23 protein-coding genes and 2 pseudogenes are annotated in these 20,174 nt (G+C 75.4%); 16 read left to right on the top strand and 9 right to left on the bottom strand.

Annotated features, from left to right (window positions below; genetic code table 11):
• Positions 1–27: 27 nt before the first annotated feature.
• Both LH044_RS08125 and LH044_RS08130 read right to left on the bottom strand, forming a co-directional pair.
• Positions 28–1,002 (bottom strand): glycosyltransferase, encoded by a 975-nt coding sequence (locus LH044_RS08125; RefSeq protein WP_227759484.1) that lies wholly within the window; start codon positions 1,000–1,002, stop codon positions 28–30.
• Positions 999–2,027, bottom strand: a complete 1,029-nt coding sequence (locus LH044_RS08130; RefSeq protein WP_227759492.1) for a glycosyltransferase family 9 protein — start codon at positions 2,025–2,027, stop codon at positions 999–1,001. The genes LH044_RS08125 and LH044_RS08130 overlap by 4 nt, the downstream gene beginning before the upstream one ends.
• A gap of 110 nt (positions 2,028–2,137) precedes the next feature.
• Between LH044_RS08130 and LH044_RS08135 the strand changes: the two genes are divergently transcribed.
• The 3 genes from LH044_RS08135 to LH044_RS08145 are packed head-to-tail and all read left to right on the top strand — an operon-like array spanning position 2,138 to position 3,860.
• Positions 2,138–2,854 carry a hypothetical protein gene (locus LH044_RS08135; protein WP_227759494.1) on the top strand — a complete coding sequence of 239 codons (717 nt, stop codon included), beginning with the start codon at positions 2,138–2,140 and terminating at the stop codon, positions 2,852–2,854.
• The gene (locus LH044_RS08140; RefSeq protein WP_227759496.1) at positions 2,851–3,276 is read left to right on the top strand and encodes a phage holin family protein; all 426 of its coding nucleotides are present in this window, start codon (positions 2,851–2,853) and stop codon (positions 3,274–3,276) included. Before LH044_RS08135 ends, LH044_RS08140 begins: the two co-directional genes overlap by 4 nt.
• Positions 3,252–3,860: a DUF3618 domain-containing protein gene (locus LH044_RS08145; protein WP_227759498.1), complete on the top strand. Its 609-nt coding sequence runs from the start codon at positions 3,252–3,254 to the stop codon at positions 3,858–3,860. The genes LH044_RS08140 and LH044_RS08145 overlap by 25 nt, the downstream gene beginning before the upstream one ends.
• Positions 3,861–3,907: 47 nt before the next feature.
• Here LH044_RS08145 and LH044_RS08150 read toward each other — a convergent pair whose 3' ends face one another.
• Both LH044_RS08150 and LH044_RS08155 read right to left on the bottom strand, forming a co-directional pair.
• The gene (locus LH044_RS08150; RefSeq protein WP_227759500.1) at positions 3,908–4,900 is read right to left on the bottom strand and encodes an NAD-dependent epimerase/dehydratase family protein; all 993 of its coding nucleotides are present in this window, start codon (positions 4,898–4,900) and stop codon (positions 3,908–3,910) included.
• Complete coding sequence (locus LH044_RS08155) at positions 4,897–6,168, bottom strand: UDP-glucose dehydrogenase family protein (protein WP_227759502.1); 1,272 nt, start codon at positions 6,166–6,168, stop codon at positions 4,897–4,899. The genes LH044_RS08150 and LH044_RS08155 overlap by 4 nt, the downstream gene beginning before the upstream one ends.
• 154 nt (positions 6,169–6,322) lie before the next feature.
• Between LH044_RS08155 and LH044_RS08160 the strand changes: the two genes are divergently transcribed.
• The 5 genes and pseudogenes from LH044_RS08160 to LH044_RS08180 all read left to right on the top strand — a co-directional run bounded on the left by LH044_RS08160 (position 6,323) and on the right by LH044_RS08180 (position 11,024).
• A complete protein-coding gene (locus LH044_RS08160) occupies positions 6,323–8,014 on the top strand; it encodes a carbamoyltransferase family protein (protein ID WP_227759504.1) in 1,692 nt (563 codons plus the stop codon).
• Positions 8,011–9,465, top strand: a complete 1,455-nt coding sequence (locus tag LH044_RS21900; RefSeq protein WP_304512050.1) for a CBS domain-containing protein — start codon at positions 8,011–8,013, stop codon at positions 9,463–9,465. Before LH044_RS08160 ends, LH044_RS21900 begins: the two co-directional genes overlap by 4 nt.
• Before the next feature lie 31 nt (positions 9,466–9,496).
• Positions 9,497–10,234, top strand: a pseudogene (locus tag LH044_RS08175) (NAD(P)/FAD-dependent oxidoreductase); the annotation flags it as partial.
• 160 nt (positions 10,235–10,394) lie between these two features.
• Positions 10,395–10,589: pseudogene (locus tag LH044_RS21995) on the top strand (FAD-dependent oxidoreductase); the annotation flags it as partial.
• A complete protein-coding gene (locus LH044_RS08180) occupies positions 10,587–11,024 on the top strand; it encodes a Rieske 2Fe-2S domain-containing protein (protein ID WP_374210604.1) in 438 nt (145 codons plus the stop codon). The pseudogene LH044_RS21995 and the gene LH044_RS08180, both read left to right, overlap by 3 nt.
• Positions 11,025–11,118: 94 nt before the next feature.
• Here the strand turns inward: LH044_RS08180 and LH044_RS08185 are convergent, their stop codons facing one another.
• A complete protein-coding gene (locus LH044_RS08185; protein WP_227759506.1) occupies positions 11,119–12,039 on the bottom strand; it encodes a winged helix family transcriptional regulator in 921 nt (306 codons plus the stop codon).
• Positions 12,040–12,330: 291 nt separating this feature from the next.
• On the opposite strand from LH044_RS08185, the gene LH044_RS08190 reads away from it, so the two are divergent.
• The 7 genes from LH044_RS08190 (at position 12,331) to LH044_RS08220 (ending at position 16,371) form a co-directional block, all read left to right on the top strand.
• Positions 12,331–13,110, top strand: a complete 780-nt coding sequence (locus LH044_RS08190) for a sigma-70 family RNA polymerase sigma factor (RefSeq protein WP_227759508.1) — start codon at positions 12,331–12,333, stop codon at positions 13,108–13,110.
• The gene (locus LH044_RS08195) at positions 13,107–13,313 is read left to right on the top strand and encodes a helix-turn-helix domain-containing protein (RefSeq protein ID WP_227759513.1); all 207 of its coding nucleotides are present in this window, start codon (positions 13,107–13,109) and stop codon (positions 13,311–13,313) included. Before LH044_RS08190 ends, LH044_RS08195 begins: the two co-directional genes overlap by 4 nt.
• Positions 13,310–14,215: a glycosyltransferase gene (locus LH044_RS08200; protein ID WP_227759515.1), complete on the top strand. Its 906-nt coding sequence runs from the start codon at positions 13,310–13,312 to the stop codon at positions 14,213–14,215. Before LH044_RS08195 ends, LH044_RS08200 begins: the two co-directional genes overlap by 4 nt.
• A 76-nt stretch (positions 14,216–14,291) precedes the next feature.
• Complete coding sequence (locus LH044_RS08205) at positions 14,292–14,858, top strand: hypothetical protein (protein WP_227759517.1); 567 nt, start codon at positions 14,292–14,294, stop codon at positions 14,856–14,858.
• Positions 14,855–15,532 (top strand): D-sedoheptulose-7-phosphate isomerase, encoded by a 678-nt coding sequence (locus LH044_RS08210; RefSeq protein ID WP_227759519.1) that lies wholly within the window; start codon positions 14,855–14,857, stop codon positions 15,530–15,532. Before LH044_RS08205 ends, LH044_RS08210 begins: the two co-directional genes overlap by 4 nt.
• Positions 15,529–16,017 carry a DUF4383 domain-containing protein gene (locus LH044_RS08215; protein ID WP_227759520.1) on the top strand — a complete coding sequence of 163 codons (489 nt, stop codon included), beginning with the start codon at positions 15,529–15,531 and terminating at the stop codon, positions 16,015–16,017. The genes LH044_RS08210 and LH044_RS08215 overlap by 4 nt, the downstream gene beginning before the upstream one ends.
• 63 nt (positions 16,018–16,080) lie before the next feature.
• Positions 16,081–16,371 (top strand): hypothetical protein, encoded by a 291-nt coding sequence (locus LH044_RS08220; RefSeq protein WP_227759522.1) that lies wholly within the window; start codon positions 16,081–16,083, stop codon positions 16,369–16,371.
• A gap of 34 nt (positions 16,372–16,405) precedes the next feature.
• Here the strand turns inward: LH044_RS08220 and LH044_RS08225 are convergent, their stop codons facing one another.
• On the bottom strand, positions 16,406–16,645 hold the full coding sequence (locus LH044_RS08225; protein WP_227759524.1) for a hypothetical protein: 240 nt from the start codon (positions 16,643–16,645) through the stop codon (positions 16,406–16,408).
• 274 nt (positions 16,646–16,919) lie between these two features.
• Here LH044_RS08225 and LH044_RS08230 point away from each other — a divergent pair, with 274 nt between their 5' ends.
• Positions 16,920–17,129 (top strand): hypothetical protein, encoded by a 210-nt coding sequence (locus LH044_RS08230; protein WP_227759525.1) that lies wholly within the window; start codon positions 16,920–16,922, stop codon positions 17,127–17,129.
• Here the strand turns inward: LH044_RS08230 and LH044_RS08235 are convergent.
• From LH044_RS08235 to LH044_RS08245, 3 genes are all read right to left on the bottom strand, one after another.
• Positions 17,075–18,139, bottom strand: coding sequence for an NAD-dependent epimerase/dehydratase family protein (locus LH044_RS08235; protein WP_227759527.1), 1,065 nt, complete (start codon positions 18,137–18,139; stop codon positions 17,075–17,077). The two genes, LH044_RS08230 and LH044_RS08235, sit on opposite strands and share 55 nt — an antisense overlap.
• A gap of 16 nt (positions 18,140–18,155) precedes the next feature.
• Positions 18,156–18,359, bottom strand: a complete 204-nt coding sequence (locus tag LH044_RS08240) for a hypothetical protein (protein ID WP_227759528.1) — start codon at positions 18,357–18,359, stop codon at positions 18,156–18,158.
• 96 nt (positions 18,360–18,455) lie between these two features.
• Positions 18,456–20,090 (bottom strand): RecQ family ATP-dependent DNA helicase, encoded by a 1,635-nt coding sequence (locus LH044_RS08245; RefSeq protein ID WP_227759530.1) that lies wholly within the window; start codon positions 20,088–20,090, stop codon positions 18,456–18,458.
• Positions 20,091–20,174 lie beyond the last annotated feature (84 nt).

Raw genomic sequence — 20,174 nt, forward strand, 5'->3', positions numbered from 1 at the left:
GCCTGACAGGACGGAGGCCGCAGCGGCTCAGCCCGCGGCGACCGCCTCCTGCAGCACCCGGTCCCAGTCGCGCACGAACCGGTCGATGTCGAAGCGCGGCAGCGCGGCGCGGCGGGCGCCGTCGCCCCAGCGTCGGGCCAGGGCGTCGTCGTCCAGGACGCGTCGCAGCGCCCGCTCGACCTCGCACGGATCGTTGGAGAGGAAGCCCGAGACGCCGTTCTCGACAACAGACGGCAGCTCCGTCGTGGCGAAGCCCACGACCGGCAGGCCGATCATCATCGCCTCGCAGATCGACATGTTGAGGCTCGTCCACCGGATCGGCGACAGCAGGACGCGGTAGCGGGCGGCGAACGCCGCGACCTCGAGCGGCGGCACCTCGCCGAGGCCCCCCAGCCGTTCGCTGTCCATCCCGATGAGGTCGACCGGCAGCCGGGCCGCGAGGTGCTCGTAGAGGTCGCGGCCGACGCGCCGCCCCCGGGTCGGCATGTCGTTCACGATGACCAGGGCCCGCGCCAGTTCGCCGGTGGCGACCACCCCCGATGGCACGGGCAGGCCGTGCTCGACGACCGTGGTGGGCACGTCGCCGCAGTCCCACATCAGCTGGTTGAACCGGGTGACGTGGACGATCCGGGCCCGCCGGTCGTCGACCGGGTGGCGCTGGTCGACCGGTGACGCCCGGGGCGGGTCGTGCTCGACCACGACCTGCGGCAGCCGCCGCTGTCGGTCCGACAGCAGCTCGAGCCGGTCGACGTCCCAGTTGCGGTGCGTCTGGTGGAGGACCACGTCGATCTCGCTCGACGCCACGTCCTCCGCCGGGACCTCGACCACGTTCCCCGGCCAGTCGAAGTCACCGGCTCGGCCCCCGTAGCCGGGGGCGCCGTCGTCGCGCACGGGCAGCACGATCTCGTGCGGCAGCTGCGACAGCGAGCGCAGGTAGGTCCCGTGCACGTGCCAGGTCAGGACCCGCAGCCGGCGCCCGCCGCGGGCGCGGGGAACGCTCACGTCCGCCTGCCGGCGGTCGGGACCAGTCGGTCGATCTGCTCGACCACGCGGGCCACGACGTCCTCGGGCGTCGCCGGTCCGCCCTCCTCCCCCACGACCACGTGGCGCCGCCGGTCCGTCGGCGCCCACCGCCGGAGGTCGCTCCCGCTCCACACGACCACGCTGGGGGTCGCCACCGCGATCGAGAGGTGGGAGGGCCCCGAGTCGTTGCAGACGCACAGCGACGCCTCGTCGATCACGGCCGCGAGGACCCCCACGTCGGTCCGCCCGGACAGGTCGAGGGGTGAGGTCGCGCACCGGCCGGCCAGGACCGAGCACGTGGCGCGATCGGCGTCGGTCCCGACCAGCACCACCGGGACCCCGTGGCACGCGATCTCGTCGACCACCCGGGCGAACCCGTCGACCGACCACCGCCGGTCGTCCTGGGACGCCCCGGGCGCCACGACCACGTAGGGCCGGGGTCCGAGGCCGACCAGCGACCGCGCCACCTCCCGGTCGGCGTCCGCGACCGGGAGTCGTGGTGCGGGCGCGACCGGTGCGGCGCCGACCGCACCGACGACGTCGAGGCACCGGCCCACCTCGTGCGGCGATCGGAGCCGGGCCTCGATGTCCGGTTCGACAGCGCCCGGGGCGCGCGGCGCCACGAGGCGCCCGTCGCCCATCAGCCGTGCGTAGGCGTTGGACCGCGAGCCGTCGCCGTGCATCTGCAGCAGGAGGTCAGGATCGCCTTCCGCCACCTCGCTGAGCGCGCTCAGGACGTCGAGCGCCGGTCCCGGGTCGGGGTGGAGGCCCGCCATCGGGGGGACGCCGACGTAGTCGTCGACGAGGCCCGGAAGGTGCGCCCGGACCCAGTCGTGGCGCGCCATGCCCACGAGCGTCACGCGGGCGTCGGGGAACCGCGCCCGGAGCGACTCGAGGGCGGGGATGGCGCACAGCATGTCGCCGAGGCCCGGCAGCGCGCGGAACACCGCGATCCGCTCGGCCCCGTCGACGCGGTCGACGGAGCGGGTCGTGGAGCCGGGCACGACTCCCGCCTACCCGACCCGGGCGCGCACATGACCCGTTCGGGTGGTTCTGCGCGGTCGGGCCCCGGGTAGGCCCGGCCACCGACCGACGATGAACGGAGGAGGTCGAGATGACGGATCTCACGACGTCAGGACAGAACGGCGGCGGGAGCGGGAGCACGACCGCGACGCTGCAGGAGCACGCGACCGACGTCGTCGGCTCGGTGCGCGAACAAGGCACCGAGGTGGCGCGATCCGCGATGGAGCACGCCCGCTCCGTGGTGGACGCCGCCGGCGAGCAGATGCAGCGCCAGGGCGGCGAGCAGGCGACCCGCCTGGCCGACTCGTTGTCCAGCGTGTCGTCGGAGCTCCGGTCGATGGCCGACTCGGCGAGCGACGGCGCTCTTGTCGGCGACATCACCCGATCCCTGGCCGAGACGGCCGACCGGACGGCGACGCTGCTGCGCGACGAGGGCCCGAGCGGGGTCGTCCGCCGGGCGTCGGAGTTCGGCCGCGAGCACCCGGTGCAGTTCCTGGCGCTCGCCGCCGGCGCCGGCTTCGCCGTCGCCCGCATCGTCCGCAACAGCGATGCCCAGCGCCTCCAGGAGGTGGCCCGCGACGCCGTGAGCGGCGACGACGGGTCGAACGGCGACCTCGGCGCCATGGGGTCATCGACCGGAGCCGGACTCGGCGCCGGCTCGAGCGGCTCGAGCCCGAGACCCGCAGAGGCTGCGCCCCTGTCGGGCACCGGGACGCCGGCGGTGCCCCCCGGCGGTGACGTCATGGACCCGGGCGGCGTGCCCAGCACGCCCGGCGGCGGCGTCTCGACCGGCAGGGTCGGCCCATGAGCACCGATCGCGAGGTGCGGACCCAGCCGGACCAGCCCATCGACCCCGACCTCTCGCTCGGCGAGCTGTTCGGGCGCCTCGGCAACGACCTGGGCGAGCTGCTCTCGAGCCAGGTGGACCTGGCCCGGACCGAGCTCAAGGCCGAGGCCCGCGAGGTCGGCCAGACCGCCGGTGCGTTCGGCGCTGCGGCGCTGCTCGGCTACCTGGCGCTCACGCTCGCCTGCTTCGCAGCGGCGTGGGGCCTCGCGGAGCTGATGCCGGAGGGCCTGGCCTTCCTCATCGTCGCCGTCGTGGTCGGCATCGTGGCCGGGGTCCTCGCCATGCGAGGCCGGGCCCAGCTGGAGGAAGCGCGCAAGGTGGCGCCCAAGACCGTCGGAACGATCAAGGAGGACGTGGAATGGACACGGGAACAGGTGAGCTGAGCACCGACGAGCTGCGGCGCGACATCGCCGCCCGCCGAGAGGACCTCGGGCGCGACCTGGACGCGATCGGGGATCGACTCAGCCCCGGACGGATGGTCGAGCGGACCCGCGGCCGCGCCCGCATGCGGGTGGTCGCGGTCCGCGACCGCGTGATGGGTCCCGCCCGCTCGACGCGATCGGCCATGTACGACGCCAAGCGCCACATCGGCGACGGCGGTGGTGGCACCGGGACCTCGGTGCGCGACGCACCCGGCGACGCGCTCCACGCGGTGGAGGGCCGGGTCGAGGGCAGCCCCCTCGCCGCGGGCCTCGTCGCCTTCGGCATCGGCTTCCTGGCCGGCTCGCTGATGCCCGCGACCCGCTCGGAGTCGGACCTCGCCGCCCGGATGGAGCCGCAGCTCGAGGACGCCACGAGGGCCGTCGCCCAGGGTGCCAAGGAAGCTGCCGGCGAGGTCGCCCAGGTCGCCAAGGACGAGGCCGCCCAGGTCAAGGACGAGGCGACCGACGCCGCCGGGTCGGTCAAGGAGACGGCGCAGCAGCACGCGGCCGAGGCCAAGGACGAGGTGTCGGGCGGCGGGGCCTGACGCCCGGGGCGGCGACGCCCGGGGCGACGGCTCGTCGTCACGCGGCCTCAGCGGGTCGGTGCGTCCGAGGTGTCGCGCCGGCTCGTTGACGCCGCGGCGCGCCCGCCCTGCGAGGCGAGCTCGATACGCAGCCAGTCGGCGGTGCGCGCCAGGCCGAGCTCGAGCGGCACGGTCGGCTCCCAGCCCAGGAGGCTCTGCGCCCTCTCGAGCGACGGCCGCCGGCGCGTCGGGTCGTCGGGTGGCGCGGGCCGGCGTTCCACCGCCACCTCGCGTCCGAGCACGCGGCCGATCGCGGCCACGAGCTCGGTGATCGTGTGCTCGTCGTCCGAGCCGATGTTGACCGGGCCGCGGACGTCGGAGTCGAGCAGCGCCAGCAGGCCGCGGACCTGGTCGTCGACGTAGCAGAAGCACCGGGTCTGCGAGCCGTCGCCGTGCACCGTGACCGGCCGGCCGAGCAGCGCCTGCGACAGCAGGCTGACCACCACGCGGCCGTCGTCGGGGTGCAGGCGGGGGCCGTACGTGTTGAAGATCCGGGCGATGCGCACGTCGGCACCGAGCTGCCGCTCATAGGTGGTCGCCGCCGCCTCGGCGAACCGCTTGGCCTCGTCGTAGCAGGCGCGTGGACCCGTGGTGCTGACGTTGCCGCGGTGGTCCTCCCGCTGCGGGTGCTCCAGCGGCTCGCCGTAGACCTCGCTCGTGGAGGCGAGCAGGAACCGGGCGCCGTCGGCGCAGGCCCGGTCCAGCAGCCGGAGCGTGCCCTCGCTGCCGACCCTGAGGATCTCCGGTCCCATGGTGGCGAAGTGCCGCGGCGATGCGGGCGACGCCAGGTGCAGCACGGCATCCGTGCGCCCCACGGGAGGGAGCGGGCCGCACACATCGGCGACCACGGTCGTCGCGCCGAGGCGTTCGAGGAGGGCGAGGTTCGAGGCCTGTCCGGTCGAGAGGTCGTCCACGCACACCACCTCGTCGCCGCGCCGCAGCAGCGCCTCGGCCACGTGCGAGCCGATCATCCCGGCGGCGCCGGCGACGAGCGCCCTCATCGTCCGATCCCCTGCACGGCCAGGCCGGCATCCCGGTACGCCTGCACGTCGAGGACGTCCCGGGTGTCGAGCACGCTCCGTCCGGCCATCGTGGCGGCGAGGAGGAGCGGGGCGGCCCTCCGGTACTCGTCCCACCCGGTGAGCACGACGAGGGCATCGGCGCCTGTGCAGGCCTCGTAGGGGCACCCGACCACGTCGAGGCCGTCGACGAGGTCCGCCCCCGCGGGCACGGTCGGGTCGTGGGCACGGACCTGCGCCCCGCGATCGATGAGGCGTTCGATGACCGCGAGCGCGGGCGAGTCGCGGAGGTCGTCGGTGCCGGCCTTGAACGTGAGCCCCCACACGCCGACCGTCGGCTGCTCGGACCCCGCGAGGCGGACGACCCGGTCCGCGACGGCGGTGAGGTGCCGCTCGTTCGAGCGGACGGCCTCGTCGACCAGGCCGAGGTCGCACCCCTGCTCCCGGGCGAGGACGCCGAGGGCAGCCAGGTCCTTGGGGAAGCAGCTCCCTCCCCAACCCGGTCCCGGTTGCAGGTGCTGGGGACCGATCCGGGGGTCGAGCGCCATCGCGCGCAGCACCGCCCGCGGATCGGCGGCCACCGTGCCGCAGAGCGTGGCCACGGCGTTCACGAAGCTGACCTTGAGGGCGAGGAACGCGTTGCACGCGTACTTGGCGAGCTGCGCCGAGCGCGGATCGGTGAGCACGAGGGGGCGCTCGATGCCGTCGAAGATCCCCGCGACGCGGCTCGCCACCTCGGGATCGTCCGCGCCCACCACGATGCGGTCGGGCGACAGCCAGTCCGTCACGGCGGACCCCTCGCGAAGGAACTCGGGGTTCACGGCGAGGCCGACGTCGCAGCGGCCGAGCCACCCGCTCACGAGGTCGAGCGCGCCCACGGGCAGCGTCGACTTGGCGATCAGGACGGAGCCCGGCGCCAGGTGCGGGCCGATGCTGCGGCTCGCCTCGCGCACCGCGCCCATCTCGGCCGAGCCGTCCGGGGCGGCGGGGGTGGGGACGCACAGGAACGTGAACTCCCGATCCCATGTCCGCTCGACGTCGTCGGTCCACGACAACCTGCCGCTGGCGACGCCGGCCGCGACGAGACCCTCGAGGCCCGGTTCCCGGAACGGGACCGTCCCCCGGGCCAGCAGGCGCAGCTTGTCCCGGTCGGTGTCGAGGCACACGACCTCGTGGCCGAGGTGGGCCAGGCACGCGCCGGTCGTCAGGCCGACGTAGCCCGTCCCGACCACTGCGATCCTGCTGCCCACGACCACCTCCGACCTGCTCGCGCGGCGCCGCCCTACCCAGGGCCCTGCGCTCCAGTCGGGAGAAGTGACCGGCCCGGGCCGCTCCGCTCGGGCCGGGGCATGGTCCGCTCCGGTCGGGATAGGGGGCGCGCATCGCCGAACCGGAGGAACGGTCATGGCAGTCGTCCTGGGCATCAACGCGGTCTTCCACGATCCCGCCGCCGCGATCGTGCGCGACGGGGTCGTGGTCGCAGCGGCGGAGGAGGAGCGCTTCAGCCGCCGCAAGCACGGCAAGGAGGCGGTCCCCTTCTCGACTTGGGAGCTGCCGATCGCGGCGGCGCGGTCCTGCCTCGACCTCGCCGGCCTCGCCCCCGAGGACGTCGACGCCGTCGCCTACTCCTACGACCCCATGCTCGCGGCCACGGCGACCGTGGGCGACGCGGGTGGCGCGACGGTGGGCGACGCGAGCGGCGCGGCCGCCGACGATCCGTGGGAGCCGATGCGCACGCTGTACGCGCGGCGCGCCCGCCAGTTCCTCGGCGCCGCCCTGGTCGAGGTCCCGCAGGAGCGGTTCCACCACGTCCCGCACCACGTCGCCCACGCCGCCTCGGCGTGGGGTCCGGCCCCCTTCGACTCGTCGGCGGTGATGGTCCTCGACGGGCGCGGCGAGTCCACGTCGTTCCTGGCCGGGCGCTCCGACGGCGGCAGCCTCGAGGTCCTGGCGCGCCAGCCGCTCCCCGACAGCCTGGGACTCGTCTACGAGGAGCTGACCGCCCACCTCGGCTATCGGCGCAGCAGCGACGAGTACAAGGTGATGGCACTCGCCAGCTACGGCCGGCCCGCGCACCTCGACCGCTTCCGGAGGCTGATCCGCACCGACGGCGACCTGGGGTTCCGGGCGCGCGACGTCCCGTGGGCGGAGTTCGCGCCGCCGGGGCGGGGTGACGGGTCCCTCGACCCCGTCCACGCCGATCTGGCCAGCACGGTGCAGACCCGGCTCGAAGAGGTGCTGCTCGAGCTCGCCGGCCGACTGCACGAGCGCACCGGCGAGCGGGCGCTCGTCATGGCCGGCGGGGTGGCGCTCAACTGCGTCGCCAACTCGCGGGTCTACGAGGACGGCCCGTTCGACGACGTGTGGGTGCAGCCGGCGGCGGGCGACGCCGGCACGGCGCTCGGCGCCGCCGTCCACGTGGCCGCCGCGCTCGGCGACCGGCCGGTGCCGATGGCGACCGCGGCGCTCGGCCCGTCGTGGACCGACGACGAGGTCGCCGCCGCCCTGCACGCCGCCGCGGTGCCGTTCGAGCGCCCGACCGACCTCGCCGAGTCGGTCGCCGACGTGCTCGCGGCGGACGGGATCGTCGCGTGGCACCAGGGCCGCAGCGAGTTCGGGCCGCGGGCGCTCGGTCACCGGAGCCTGCTCGCCCACCCGGGCCACGAGCGGAACCTCGAGCGGCTCAACGACGTGAAGGGGCGCGAGCAGTTCCGACCGGTCGCACCCATGGTGATGCTCGAGGCCGCCAAGGACGTCTTCGAGGGTGGACCGCTGCCGAGCCCGCACATGCTGTTCACGCACCGCGTGCGACCGGGCTGGGAGGAGCGGATCCCCGCCGTCGTCCACGTCGACGGCACGGCCCGGGCCCAGACCGTGGCGCGGGACGACGAGCCGCTGGTGCACGCCATGCTCGACGCGTTCCGTCGGCGCACCGGCCTGCCGCTCGTCGTCAACACCTCGCTGAACACGGCCGGACGCCCGATGGTCGACTCGCCACGCGACGCGCTGGAGTGCTTCGGCTCGGCGCCGATCGACGCCCTGGCCATCGGTCCGTTCCTCGTGCGCCGACGGGACTGCTTCGGCGCCGTCCGGTGAGCCGCTTCGACCTCGTCATCCCCACCGTCGGGCGGCCGAGCCTGGCCGCGCTGCTCGACCGGCTCGACGTGGACGACGGCGCGGAGCCGGCGACGGTCGTGGTCATCGACGACCGGCCGCCCGGGCAGGCCCCGCTGGTGGTTCGGCCGGTCCGCGGCGTGGTCCCGGCGGTCGTGCGCACCGGAGGTCGAGGACCGGCCGCGGCCCGGAACGCCGGCGCGCGGGTCGGTCGCTCGCCCTGGATCTGCTTCCTCGACGACGACGTCCTGCCCCGCCCGGGTTGGTCGGCGGCGCTCGTCGACGACCTGGACGCCGCAGCGCACGACGTGGTCGCGATCCAGGGCCGGGTCCACGTGCCGCTGCCCACCGACCGGCCGGCGCTCGACCGCGAGCGGTCGGTGCACGGGCTGGAGACGGCCGCGTGGATCACCGCCGACATGGCCGTCCGTCGCGTCGCGTTCGAGGCGGTGGGCGGGTTCGACGAGCGGTTCACCCGGGCCTACCGCGAGGACACCGACCTGGCGCTCCGGCTCGGTGCGCACGGCCGGCTGACGGTGGGAGCGCGCCGGGTCGACCACCCCGTCCGCCCGACGAGCTGGTGGGCCTGCGTGCGGGCCCAGCGCGGCAACGCCGACGACGCCCGCATGCGCCGGCTCCACGGCCGGACCTGGCGCGACCGGGGCGGCGCGCCGAGGGGCCACCTCCGGCGCCACCTGCTCGCCACCGCGGTGGCCGCGGCCGCGCTCGGGCTGGCGGCGTGGCGGCCCCTGCGCCGCGCCGCCGCCCTCCCGGCGCTGCTGTGGTCGGCGCTGTGGGTGCGCTCCTGGCACGAGCGCCGGGCGGGCCACCGCGCCACGTCGGCCGAGTCGCTCGGCCTGGCCGTGACCTCCGCGGTGATCCCGTTCGCCGCCACGTGGTGGGCGGCTGCCGGGACCGCCCGGTCGGCGGTTCTGCGGCCCTGGCCGCCGGGTAGCCGAGGCGCAGGCGCGCCGAGGGGCGCACGGACGAACGGAGGATCCATGACGACGGCACGAGAGATCATGAACGCCGACCCGAAGTGGCTCACCAAGGACCTCACCGTGGCCGACGCCGCGGAGCGGATGGCGAGCGACGACCTCGGGGCCTTCCCCGTGTGCGACGGCGACGGCCACCTCGAGGGCATGGTGACCGACCGCGACATCGTGGTGAAGGTGATCGCCGCGGGCAAGGACCCGTCGCAGGTCACGCTCGGCGAGCTGGCCGACCAGCCGGAGGTGGTGACCATCGGCGCCGACGACAGCGTCGAGGAGGCGATCCGGACGATGAAGGACCACGGGGTCCGGCGGCTCCCGGTCATCGACGGGACCGACCTCGTGGGCACGGTGAGCCAGGCCGACATCGCGCGGAACTTCCCGGACGGTCGGGTCGGCGACCTGGTCGGCGACATCTCCGACCAGCCCGCGAACAACTGACGTCGGTCGACGGGGCCCGGACGCGATCCCGATGACCAGCTGGTGGCAGGCGGGTCGAGGACCGGTCCCGACCGACGGCGAGCTGCCGTCGCGCGCCGAGGTGGTCGTGGTCGGTGCCGGGGTCGCCGGCCTGGCCGTCGCCGCCGAGCTGGTGGCGCGCGGCCGCGACGTCCTCGTGCTCGAGGCCAGGATGCCGGCGTCGGGGACCACGGGGTCGAGCACCGCGAAGGTGACGGCGCTGCACGGCGCCGGGCTGTCGTCCGTCGCACGCGGGCACGGCGCCGAAGGGGTCCGGCGCTACGTCACCGCCAACCTCCGCGGGCTCGAGCACCTCCGGAGGACCGTCGAGCGGTTGGAGCTCGACTGCGGGTGGGCGACGACGTACGCGACGACGTTCACCACCGATCCCGGACGGGTCGACGAGCTCCGCGAGGAGCACGGCCTCGCGGTCGAGGCCGGGCTGCCGGTCCGCTGGCTCGATGGGCTCGACGAGCTCCCGGTCGGCGCGGTGGCGGCGCTGCGGCTCGACGACCAGGCCAGCCTCGATCCGGTCGCCCTCTGCGACGGCCTCGCCCGCCACCTGGCCGAGGTCGGTCGTCCGATCGTCGCCGGCTGCCGCGTGTTCGACGTGGACGACGGCGACGACGACGGGTGGGTCGTGCACACGTCGCTCGGTCCCGTGGCGGCGGACGCCGTCGTGATGGCCACGCTGTCGCCGGCCGTCGACCCGACGCTCGAGTTCGCTCAGGCCGAGCCGACGATGTCGCACGTGCTGGCCGCCGAGCTCCGCAGCGAGGTGCCGCCGGGCTCCACCTGGGAGTCGACGACCCGTCGCGGTCCGTCCGACCGGTCACCCCCGGGTCCCGGATCGGCATCTTCGGCGGTGGCAGCCACCGCGTCGGCGAGGGCGATCCGGTCGCCGTGGCGCCGACCTGCGGGCGTGGGTGCACGAGCACTTCGACGTCGTCCGGGTCGAGCGCGAGTGGGCTGCCCACGACATGGTGCCCGCCGACGGCGTCCCCTCGATCGGGCGGACCGATCGCGGCGACCGGGCCGACCGGGGTCGCTTCGTCGCGACCGGGTTCAAGAAGTGGGGCTTCACGCACTCCGGCGCGGCGGCGATCCTCATCGCCGACGCCCTCGACGACCGGGACCACGAGTGGGCGCCGCCCTTCGACCCTCGTCGCCACCTGCCCCGACCGGGCACCGTCGCCGGGCTGGTGCGCGACAACCTCTCGGTGGCCGGCCACCTGATCGGCGACAAGGTGGGGTCGCTCGATCCGCCGACCGTGGACGACCTCGCGGCCGGTGACGGAGGGATCGTCGACGTCGACGGCGTGAAGGCGGCGGCGTTCCGTCAGGACGACGGGACGCTCGTGCTGCGCTCGGCGACCTGCACCCACCTCGGGTGCCAGGTGGCCTGGAACGGCGAGGCCTCGACGTGGGACTGCCCGTGCCACGGCTCGCGGTTCGACCGGGAGGGATCGGTGCTGGCCGGCCCCGCCACCCGCCCGCTCGGCCCGCTGGCGGACGGCGGTCCCGGGGTGCCGGGGTCCTGACCGCGGCCGGGTCCGACAGAGGCCGGGTCCGACAGAGGCCGGGTCCGACAGAGGCCGCGTCCGACAGAGGCCGGGGCCGGGCGCCGGGAGCGGTTCAGCGCTCGGGGGGCGGGTTGTCCGCCTCCGGGGCGAGGCGGCCCTCTGCGGGGGCGTCCTCGTACGGGGCGACGCGATCGACGTCACCGGGGATCTCGTCGTCGTCGCCCCTGGTCCCCGACGCCGGCGGCAGGTCACGACGGCGGGTCGAATCGGGACGCGGACCGGCCGCTCGCTCCTCGTCGGGGCGGTCCTCGGACGGATCGAGCTCGGTCATGCGACGTCCCGTACCCGCCGCTCCGCCCCCCATGACCACCTCGGGCACGGCGCCGGACAGGCCGGGCCCCGCCGGTCGGCACACGTACCCGATCCCTCGCACGGTGTGGAGGATCCTCGGTCCGTGCGCCTCCAGCTTGTGGCGCAGGGTGCTGATCGTCACCTCGATCACGTTCGGGTGGTAGTCGGTCGACGACCAGACGGCGAGCAGCAGCGAGCTGCGCTCCTGGACCTGGCCCCGGTGCCGGACGAGGTGGGCGAGCAGGTCGAACTCCTTGCGGGTCAGGTCGAGCGGCCGGCCGGCGCGCGTGACGGTCCTGGCGCCCTCGTCGACCATCGTGTCACCGACCCAGCTGACCCGACCCCGAGCGGCGCGGCCGACGACGAGCTGCTCGACGCACTGCTCGACCTCCATCGGGTGGTACGGGTCCACGACGTAGCGGACGCCCACCTCGGCCACGCCGAGGCGGTCTGCGGTCAGCTCGACCGGCAGCACCGCCAGCGAGGACAGGGGATCGAGCGGCCTCGCGAGGCGGGCGGCGCCCTCCCGGCCCTGCACGTCCGACGGCCACACCAGCACGACGACATCGGTCCCCTCGAGACGCCGGCTGTCCTCGGACAGCTCGAGGTCGTGGGACCGGGAGAGCACGCCGGCCACCCGCTCCGTCCGCTCCGGATCGCCGCAGACCAGTTGGACCTTCATCACGTCACCGGGAACATCAGCACTCGTCGGCCCCGCCGGAGGAGCCGCACGGCTCCGCGCCAGCTTCCTACCCGGGGAGGTCGACTTCAACCGGGCCGACGCGCGGGCCGTGGTCGAGCGCGCGCTCCGCCGGTCGACCCCCGTTCGGGGGAGCACCCTGATGTCGCCCTGAGCTGACCCTGTGCTGCGCCTGAAAAGTGACCCGGGTCGGCCCGATCGGGCGCCTCGGGACGTCGATCGCGCCGACCACCCGGGTAGGCGCCGCGGGGACGCACCGGAGGGGTCGCGAGGATGATGGATGCCGAAGAGGTCGAGCGGCTGCTCGACGACTACCGACGACGTGGCGATCGAGCGGCACGGAACCGCGTGGTCGAGGGACACCTGTCGCTCGCCCGCTTCACCGTCCGGCGGCTGGCCCGTGGGAACCCGGCGCTCGCCGAGGACCTCCAGCAGGTCGCCCTGCTCGCGATCGTGCACGCCGCCGACCGCTACCGCCCGGGCAAGGGCGCATCGTTCCGTACGTTCGCCGGTCGCACCATCGACGGGGAGCTGAAGCGGCACCTGCGCGACAAGACGTGGGCCGTGCGGCCCCCCCGGACTCGACAGGAGCACTACCTCCGGGTCTGCCGGGCACGCGAGGAGCTGACGCAGGAGCTCCACCGCGGACCGACCCCGTCGGAGATCGCCGAGCGGACCGATCTGCTGCGCGACGAGGTGCTGGCGGCGATGGAGGCCGGTGGCGCCCGGACCTCGAACCCGCTCGAACCGGCGCGCGACGGCGACGACGCCGGTCCGGTGCGCCCGGAGGTCGAGAGCTGGGACCTCGGGTTCGGGGCCTTCGAGTCCCACTGCGACCTCAGCCAGGCGATCGGCGTCCTCGACGAGCGCGAGCGCTGCGTGCTCGGGATGCGCTTCGTCGAGGAGCGGTCCCAACCGGAGATCGCGGTGGAGCTCGGGATCTCGCAGTCGTACGTCTCGCGGATCATCCGGGGCGCGCTGGCCAAGCTCCGCGAGCACATGGACGCCGAGCGATCCGTGGGATCGCCCGCGACGACCGGGGCGTCGACGTGAGCCCCGAGGCCGTGGACGGACCGCCGGGTGGCGACCCGACCGGTGCCCTGACGCCCGAGGAGGCCGCCGAGGCGCTGCAGGTCCGGCCGGACCGGATCGCGGCGATGGTCGACGAGGGCCTGCTCCACCCGCTCGGCGGCCCGGGCGAGGCCCAGAGGTTCTCCCGGGCCGAGGTCGAGGCGGTCCGGCTCCAGGGCGGATGACGGTCGTCGCCCAGCCGACCGCGATCCCGACGTGCGCCGACGTCGCGGTCGTCGTGATCACGCGCGACCGCGTCGCCTCGCTGCTACGCACGCTCGCCCACCTGCACGACGCGGGCGAGGTCGACCGGATCGTCGTCGTCGACAACGGTTCCCGCGACGCCACGGTCCTCGAGGTGCGGCGGCGGTTCCCGGCGGTCGAGGTCGTCGAGATGGGCCGCAACGCCGGCGCGTCCGGCCGCAACGTGGGCGCGGCCGCCGTCGACCGTCCGTTCGTGGCCTTCTGCGACGACGACACCCGTTGGGAGCCCGGCTCGCTCGGTCGCGGCGTGGAGCACCTCCGGCGCTGCCCCGACCTGGCCGCCGTCGCCGGCCGCTACCTGCTCGCGGGCGGGCGCGCCGATCCGCTCGCCGCCGAGCTGGCCGCCAGCCCGCTCGGCACCCGCCCCGGCCATCCGGGCCCCTCCGTCGTGGGCTTCCAGGCCGGCACCGCCGTGGTGCGACGACGGGCCTTCCTCGGCGTGGGCGGCTTCCACCCACGGTTCGGCGTCGGCGGCGAGGAGTCGTTGCTCGCCCTCGACCTCATCGACGCCGGCTGGGCCGTCTGCCACGCGCCCGACGTGAGGATCCACCACGACCCCTCGAGCCGCGACGCCCGGTCCGAGCGCCGCCGCGCCCGCCGGATCGCACGCAACCGGCTGCGCGTGGCCGCGCTCCGCCGCCCGGTCGGCGACGTCGCCCGGACCGTCGGCGAGACCTTGCGCCGACCCCGTATCGGCTGGTGGGCCCTCGCCGGGTGGGCGAGCGACGCCCTGTGGCTGCGGCGCGAGCGCCGCACCGTGGGACGGCACGCCCTAGCCGCGGTGCGGACGGTCGAGGCCGGACCACCGATCGGAGGCGGCTGATGGGACGGGCACCGGTGGGCGCCGTCTGTGGTGGAACGCGACGGGCCGGGTACAGCGCGGTTCGACGGATCCGGAGGTGAACGTGGCCGAACAGCACGACCGACGACGGTTCGCGGTGGCGTACCGCGACCAGGAGGCCGCGGCCATGGTGGCGGACCGGTTGGTGGACGACCTCGGCGTGTCCCGCCGCACCGTGGGGATCGACCGACCCGCGGACCGCACGGCGATCGGTGAGCAGTCGCCGGGTGACGACCCCGCGGTCCCGACCCTGCCGTCGTCGGGATGGGTGTGGCTCCCTGCCGGTTTCGTGGTCGGCTTCGTGCTGGTCCTCCTCCTGGTCCTCGTCGTCACCGGCGGCGACGCCGATCTCGGGACGGCGATCCTCGTGGGCGCGGTCGGCGGGCTGGCCGGCGGCGCGATCGGCGCGGTGTTCGGCCGTGCCCGAGCTGATCTCGTGCCGGGGACGGGTCGCGGGACCACGACCACCACGGTGCTCTCGGTGCCCACCGATGCCCTCGCGGACCGCGACCAGCTCGTCGGGATCCTCGCCGACGGGCCCGTGGTCTCGATCTGGGAGATCGACCCCCGGTCCGGGTCGCCGCGCCAGCTCGACCCTCCGGCGAGCGGGCGGGCAGGGCCGTGACGGACAGGGGGAGGACCGCGTCGGTCGAGTCCCCCGGCGACGGCCACCTGCGGCAGCTCGAGGCTGCCCTGCAGGCCCTGCGCCAGGATCTGCCGGTCCTCGAGCGCTGGGGCGGGGACCTGGCCCGACGGCTCCTCGGCGGGGCGCGTGCGCTGGTCGCCGGCAACGGCGGGAGCGCCGCCCAGGCGCAGCACCTGACGGCGGAGCTGGTCGGCCGGTACCGCTCGGAGCGGCGCCCGCTCAGCGCCATCGCGCTCCACGCGGAGACGTCGACGGTGACGGCGATCGTCAACGACTACGGCCCCGATGAGCTGTTCGCCCGCCAGGTCCGGGCCCACGGCCGCCCGGGCGACGTCCTCGTGGCGCTGTCCACCTCGGGCCGGTCGCCGAACGTCCTGTGCGCCGCCCGCGCCGCGGTCGAGCAGGAGGTGGCGGTGTGGGCCCTGTGCGGCGCGCCCGGCAGCCCGCTGGCCGAGCTGGCGGACGAGGCGGTCTGCGTCAGCGCCGACACGCCCACCGTCCAGGAGGTCCACCAGGTCTGCATCCACCTGCTGTGCGAGGCCGTCGACGGTGCGGTGCAGGACGCCGCGGCCGCCGGCCGGTCGAGGGTTCTCGATCGCAGCCCGGCGGATAGGGCCGTCCGGCAGGACGGATCGCCGAGGAGCATCGAATGACCGCAGCACACCGCGTCACCCGCAGCAGGGAGACCACCCACACACCGCTGCAGATCGCAGCCCTGGCCGTCGGGATCACGTTCCTGGCGGTCGGCATCGCCGGCTTCGTCCCGGGCCTCACGTCGGACCTCGACCAGATCGAGTTCGCCGGTCACGAGTCCGGTGCCCAGCTGCTCGGCTTGTTCCAGGTGTCCGTGCTCCACAACCTGGTGCACGTCCTCTTCGGGATCGTCGGGATCGCCGCCTGGCGGCGAACCGACTGGGCGCGGCGCTTCCTGCTGATCGGTGGGGCCGTCTACCTCCTCCTGTTCGTCTACGGCCTCGTCGTGGACCGGCACGCCGATGCCAACTTCGTGCCGCTCGACGACGCCGACAACTGGCTGCACCTCGGCCTGGGCGCCGGCATGATCGCCCTGGGAGCGCTGCTCCCCGGCCGCACCGCCCTCGACGCGGACGGGCGGCGCACGCCGGGGGAGGTGCGCTGAGTGCACGGTCATCCAGCAGCACAGGGTCGTCCAGCAGCACGGCGCCGGCTCCGGATCATCGGGGTGACCGCAGCGCTCGTCGTCGCGGCCGGGGCGTGCGGAGGATCGCAGGACTCCCGCAACCCGGCAGGCCAGTCCACCAGCTCGATCACCACGACGACCCGGCAGGGCTCGACCACGTCGGACGTCCCCGGGACCACCGAGGGCACCTCGCCGGACGGCGGGGCCCCCGGCGCGCCGGCGGGTTCGTCGACGACCGTGAGCTCGATCCCCGGCGCGGTGCCCGGCAAGCCGAACGCCCCCGTGGGCGACATGGGCGACGAGCAGCAGGCGCCCGGTCCGACGCAGCCCTAGCGTCGCCCGGGGCCGGCGACGGGACCGGTCCGGGCTACGAGACGAGGTGGACGGGACTGACGTGCTCCACCGACGCGACGCCCCACCGCCGAGGGCCGTGCTGCTCCAGGCCGTAGTGGTCGGCGAGGCGTTGGGCGGCGTGCTGGATGGTCGCGTGGCGGCTCTGCAGCGACCGGAAGCTGAGCTCCGTGCCGTCGTCCGCCGTGATGTGCAGTTCGGAGTCGAGCTCGTCCACCGGCTCGACCCGGATCTCGATGACGGTCCTCGCTCGCACCGCGGTCTCCTGTCCACACGGTCGGCGACCCGAGGGTGGGTCCCCGCTGCCCTGCGTCCTACCCGGTCGACCCCGGGACAGAACGTCCTCACCCGCGGGTCGAACGGGACTCACTCCGGCGGCCCGCATCGAACCCGGCCGGCATTCGAACCCCGCCCGCATCGAATCGGACGGTCCGGGGAAGGTCGCGACCGACGGCAGGGCTCAGCGCCGCCGCAGCGCGCGGCCGAGGAGCCGACGCCGCGAGGCGACGGGGCAGATCCGAGGAGGCGACATGGCAGGACGAGACGACGTGGAGCCCGGGGACGACGACCTGGCCCGCCATCCCCGGCCCGGGCAGCTGCCGTCCGACGCGGAGGTGCAGGCCGAGCGTCAGGCGGAGGGCGTGGAGGCCGAGGCGGAGGAGGCCGCGGTCGAGGCCGAGCGGCGTCAGCGGGCCGACGAGCTGCCCCCGGAGGAGCGCTCCGGCGGCAGCGACGTGTGATCGCCGGTCGCCTCCAGGCCGCCGGGTGCGGTGGTCGGGTCCGGCGCACCCCACGGTCGCAGCGGTGGTGTCGGCGCGCCGGCGCCTGAGCGCACGCCCTCCAACGCCTCTCGGACCACGTCCTCGGGCGCGTGCGTGGGCCGCCAGCCGAGCTCGTCGCGAGCTCGACGCGGATCGAGCAGCGGCACCGCCGCCAGCAGATCGACCCAGCCCGGATCGGCCGGGACGACCCTGGCCGACCACAGGGCGCGCACCGCCAGCTCGGCCGCCCGGGCGGTGGGGCCCGACAACGCGGACGGCGACCCGAGCGGCGGGTCGCTGGCGAGGTTGAAGGCGCCGCGGGCCCCGGTCCCGAGGATCCGGACGATCGCGCTCGCGACGTCGTCCGCATGCACCACCTGGAACACCAGCGGACTCCGCCGCAGCAGCGCGACCGTGGGCCCGACCGGGATCACCGGCGCAGGCACCGCCCTCCCGAGGAAGAGGCGCCGCGCCTCGCTGCCGGCGGACCGCTGCAGGACGAGGGTCGGCCGGACCCGGACGCACCGCATCGGACCCACTGCCTCGACCGCGTCGAGCATCCGCTCCACGTAGGCCTTCTGCCAGCTGTACGACGACGTCGGCACCCCGTCGGTCGGCCACGACTCGTCGACCGGGTGCTCCTTCGAACCGGCCCGGTAGGCGCCGATCGAGCTTGCGTGCACGAACGTGCCGACGTCGTGGCGGACCGCCGCCTCGAGCACCCGGCGGGTCCCGACGACGTTCGTGCGCCACAGCGTGACGGGACGGTGCGACGGGCGCACGAGCCAGGCGAGGTGGACGACCGCGTCGGCACCCCGCAGCACGTCGTCGAGCGGGTCGACCGAGATGTCGACCGACCGCCAGCGCACGTCGCCGTGGTCGTCGACCGGTCGCCGGGCGACGCCCACCACCTCGTGGCCCGCGGCCACGAGGTGCGGGACGATCGCCGAGCCGAGGTTGCCCGACGCGCCGGTGACGACGATCTTCACGGGTGCCGCGCCCGGATCAGGCCGAACCGCCGCGGTGCCCGCTCACCGGCGGTTCGCCGGCGGCCTGGGCGCCCGGCGGCAGGTCGTCGTCGCGGTCGCCCTCGGCGGTGTCGCGGTCCTCGGACTCGTCCCCGGGCCGGTCGTCGGCCGGCGCACCGTCCGCGCCCGTCCGCTCGGCGACCTCGTCCATCGCTGGTCCGTCGTCATCGTCCGGTGCCACGGCAGCCTCCTCGATCGACCCGCGCCTACCCCGCGCCGGTGGGCGCAGACGGTCGACGTTCGACGGCGGTCGCGCGTGCTGGGTCCGGCGGCCGGGTCAGGCGTCGCCGGCGGCGGGTCGGAGCAGGTCCCGCTCGGCGACGAGCGCGGCGTCGAGGGTGCGATAGCCGGCCTGCTCGAACGACACCACGATCACCTCGCCGTCGGAGCGCACGACCTCGCCGTCGCCCCACTCGGGGTGCCGGACCGCCGCCCCCGGTCCGAACCCGTGGAGCGCAGGCGAGGCGTCGTCCTGACCGGCCGCGCCGGGCCGTCCCCGACGGCAGTTGTCGCACCCGTCGCCGCACGCGTCGGCCTGCTCGCCGAAGTAGCCGAGCAGCATCCTGCGGCGGCAGTCCGGCGTCTCGGCGAGCTCCCGGACCATCGCGCCACGGGTCTCGCGCCACGCCGCCCGCGCCTGCTCGTCCTCGTCGACGGCGGCCGCGGCGCCGGGGAGCCGGTGCACGACGACGCGCTCGCCGTCCTCGAGGTCGACCGCCCCCACCTCCCGCAGGCGGGTCAGGGCCTTGACGACCGTGCGGCGGTGCACGCCCAGCTGCGTCGCGAGGTCGGCGATCGTGGTCGATCGGTCCGCGGCGAGGGCGTCCACCACCGCGCCGACCGTCCGCGCCGAGACGCCGCCGCGGGCCTGCAGCGCCGTTCGCCGGGCCAGGTCCTCGGGGCGGAACAGCATGACGGCGGTCGCCGGCTCGCCGTCGCGCCCCGCCCGGCCGATCTCCTGGTAGTAGGCGTCGAGCGATTCGGGTGCGTCCCAGTGCAGCACGCCGCGCACGTCGGGCACGTCGATGCCCATCCCGAAGGCGCTGGTGGCCACGACCACGTCGAGCCGGCCGGCCGAGAAGTCGTCCTGCACCGTTCGCCGGGTCCCCGCCGGCCGGGCGGCGTGGTAGGCGGCGGCCCGCCGGCCGTGGCCGACCAGCAGGTCCGCGAGCTCCTCCGAGCCGCGTCGGGTGGTCGTGTAGACGATCCAGCGCTCGCCCGGCGGGATCGAGTCCAGGAGCTCGGCGCACTTGTCGCGCTCGGACGGCGTGCGACGGACCTCGAGGGAGAGGTTGGGCCGGTCGAGACCGGTCACCACCACGAGCGGGTCGCGCAGGCCCAACCCCTGGGCGATGTGCCGGCGCACGGGCGGCGACGCGGTCGCGGTCAGCGCGATCGTCGGCGGCCGCGACAGCTGGTCGAGCACGTCGGTGAGGAGCAGGTAGTCGGGACGGAAGTCGTGACCCCAGCCGGAGACGCAGTGCGCCTCGTCGACCACGACGAGCGACGGCCGGCCCCGCCGGACGGCGTCGAGCGTCTCGGGCACCGCCAGCTGCTCGGGGGCCACGAACAGGAACTCGAGCTCGCCGCCGACGAAGGCGTCGAGGATGCCCTGGCGGCCGCTCGTGCCGGCGTTGAGCGCTGCGGCGGCGCCGGCGTTCGCCTCGCGGAGGCCCTCCATCTGGTCGTGCTGCAGCGCCACCAGCGGCGACACCACGACCGTGGGGCCGTCGATGAGCGCGCCGGCGACCTGGTAGATGGCCGACTTGCCGGACCCGGTCGGCATGATCGCCAGCACGTCGCGCCCCCCGACCGCCGCCTCGATCGCCGGCCGCTGGCCCTCCCGGAGCTCCCGGACCCCCAATGCCCGGCGGGCGGCGACCTCCGGGTCGAGCGGTCGGTTGCTGGACATCGGGCGGCTCCTCGCTGGGTGGGGGCGAACGGCGGCCCGGCTCCTACCCCGCGGCGTGCGAACGATCCCCCGGCCGGGCGCGCC

This window comes from Dermatobacter hominis (genome assembly GCF_020715685.1).
Lineage (GTDB): Bacteria > Actinomycetota > Acidimicrobiia > Acidimicrobiales > Microtrichaceae > Dermatobacter > Dermatobacter hominis.

Excerpts from the sequence above, each read along its gene's own strand:
- LH044_RS08135 (WP_227759494.1), top strand. The coding sequence starts at position 2,138 with ATGACGGATCTCACGACGTCAGGACAGAACGGCGGCGGGAGCGGGAGC.
- LH044_RS08140 (WP_227759496.1), top strand. The coding sequence starts at position 2,851 with ATGAGCACCGATCGCGAGGTGCGGACCCAGCCGGACCAGCCCATCGAC.
- LH044_RS08145 (WP_227759498.1), top strand. The coding sequence starts at position 3,252 with ATGGACACGGGAACAGGTGAGCTGAGCACCGACGAGCTGCGGCGCGAC.
- LH044_RS08150 (WP_227759500.1), bottom strand. The coding sequence starts at position 4,900 with ATGAGGGCGCTCGTCGCCGGCGCCGCCGGGATGATCGGCTCGCACGTG.
- LH044_RS08160 (WP_227759504.1), top strand. The coding sequence starts at position 6,323 with ATGGCAGTCGTCCTGGGCATCAACGCGGTCTTCCACGATCCCGCCGCC.
- LH044_RS08185 (WP_227759506.1), bottom strand. The coding sequence starts at position 12,039 with ATGAAGGTCCAACTGGTCTGCGGCGATCCGGAGCGGACGGAGCGGGTG.
- LH044_RS08190 (WP_227759508.1), top strand. The coding sequence starts at position 12,331 with ATGATGGATGCCGAAGAGGTCGAGCGGCTGCTCGACGACTACCGACGA.
- LH044_RS08200 (WP_227759515.1), top strand. The coding sequence starts at position 13,310 with ATGACGGTCGTCGCCCAGCCGACCGCGATCCCGACGTGCGCCGACGTC.
- LH044_RS08215 (WP_227759520.1), top strand. The coding sequence starts at position 15,529 with ATGACCGCAGCACACCGCGTCACCCGCAGCAGGGAGACCACCCACACA.
- LH044_RS08230 (WP_227759525.1), top strand. The coding sequence starts at position 16,920 with ATGGCAGGACGAGACGACGTGGAGCCCGGGGACGACGACCTGGCCCGC.
- LH044_RS08245 (WP_227759530.1), bottom strand. The coding sequence starts at position 20,090 with ATGTCCAGCAACCGACCGCTCGACCCGGAGGTCGCCGCCCGCCGGGCA.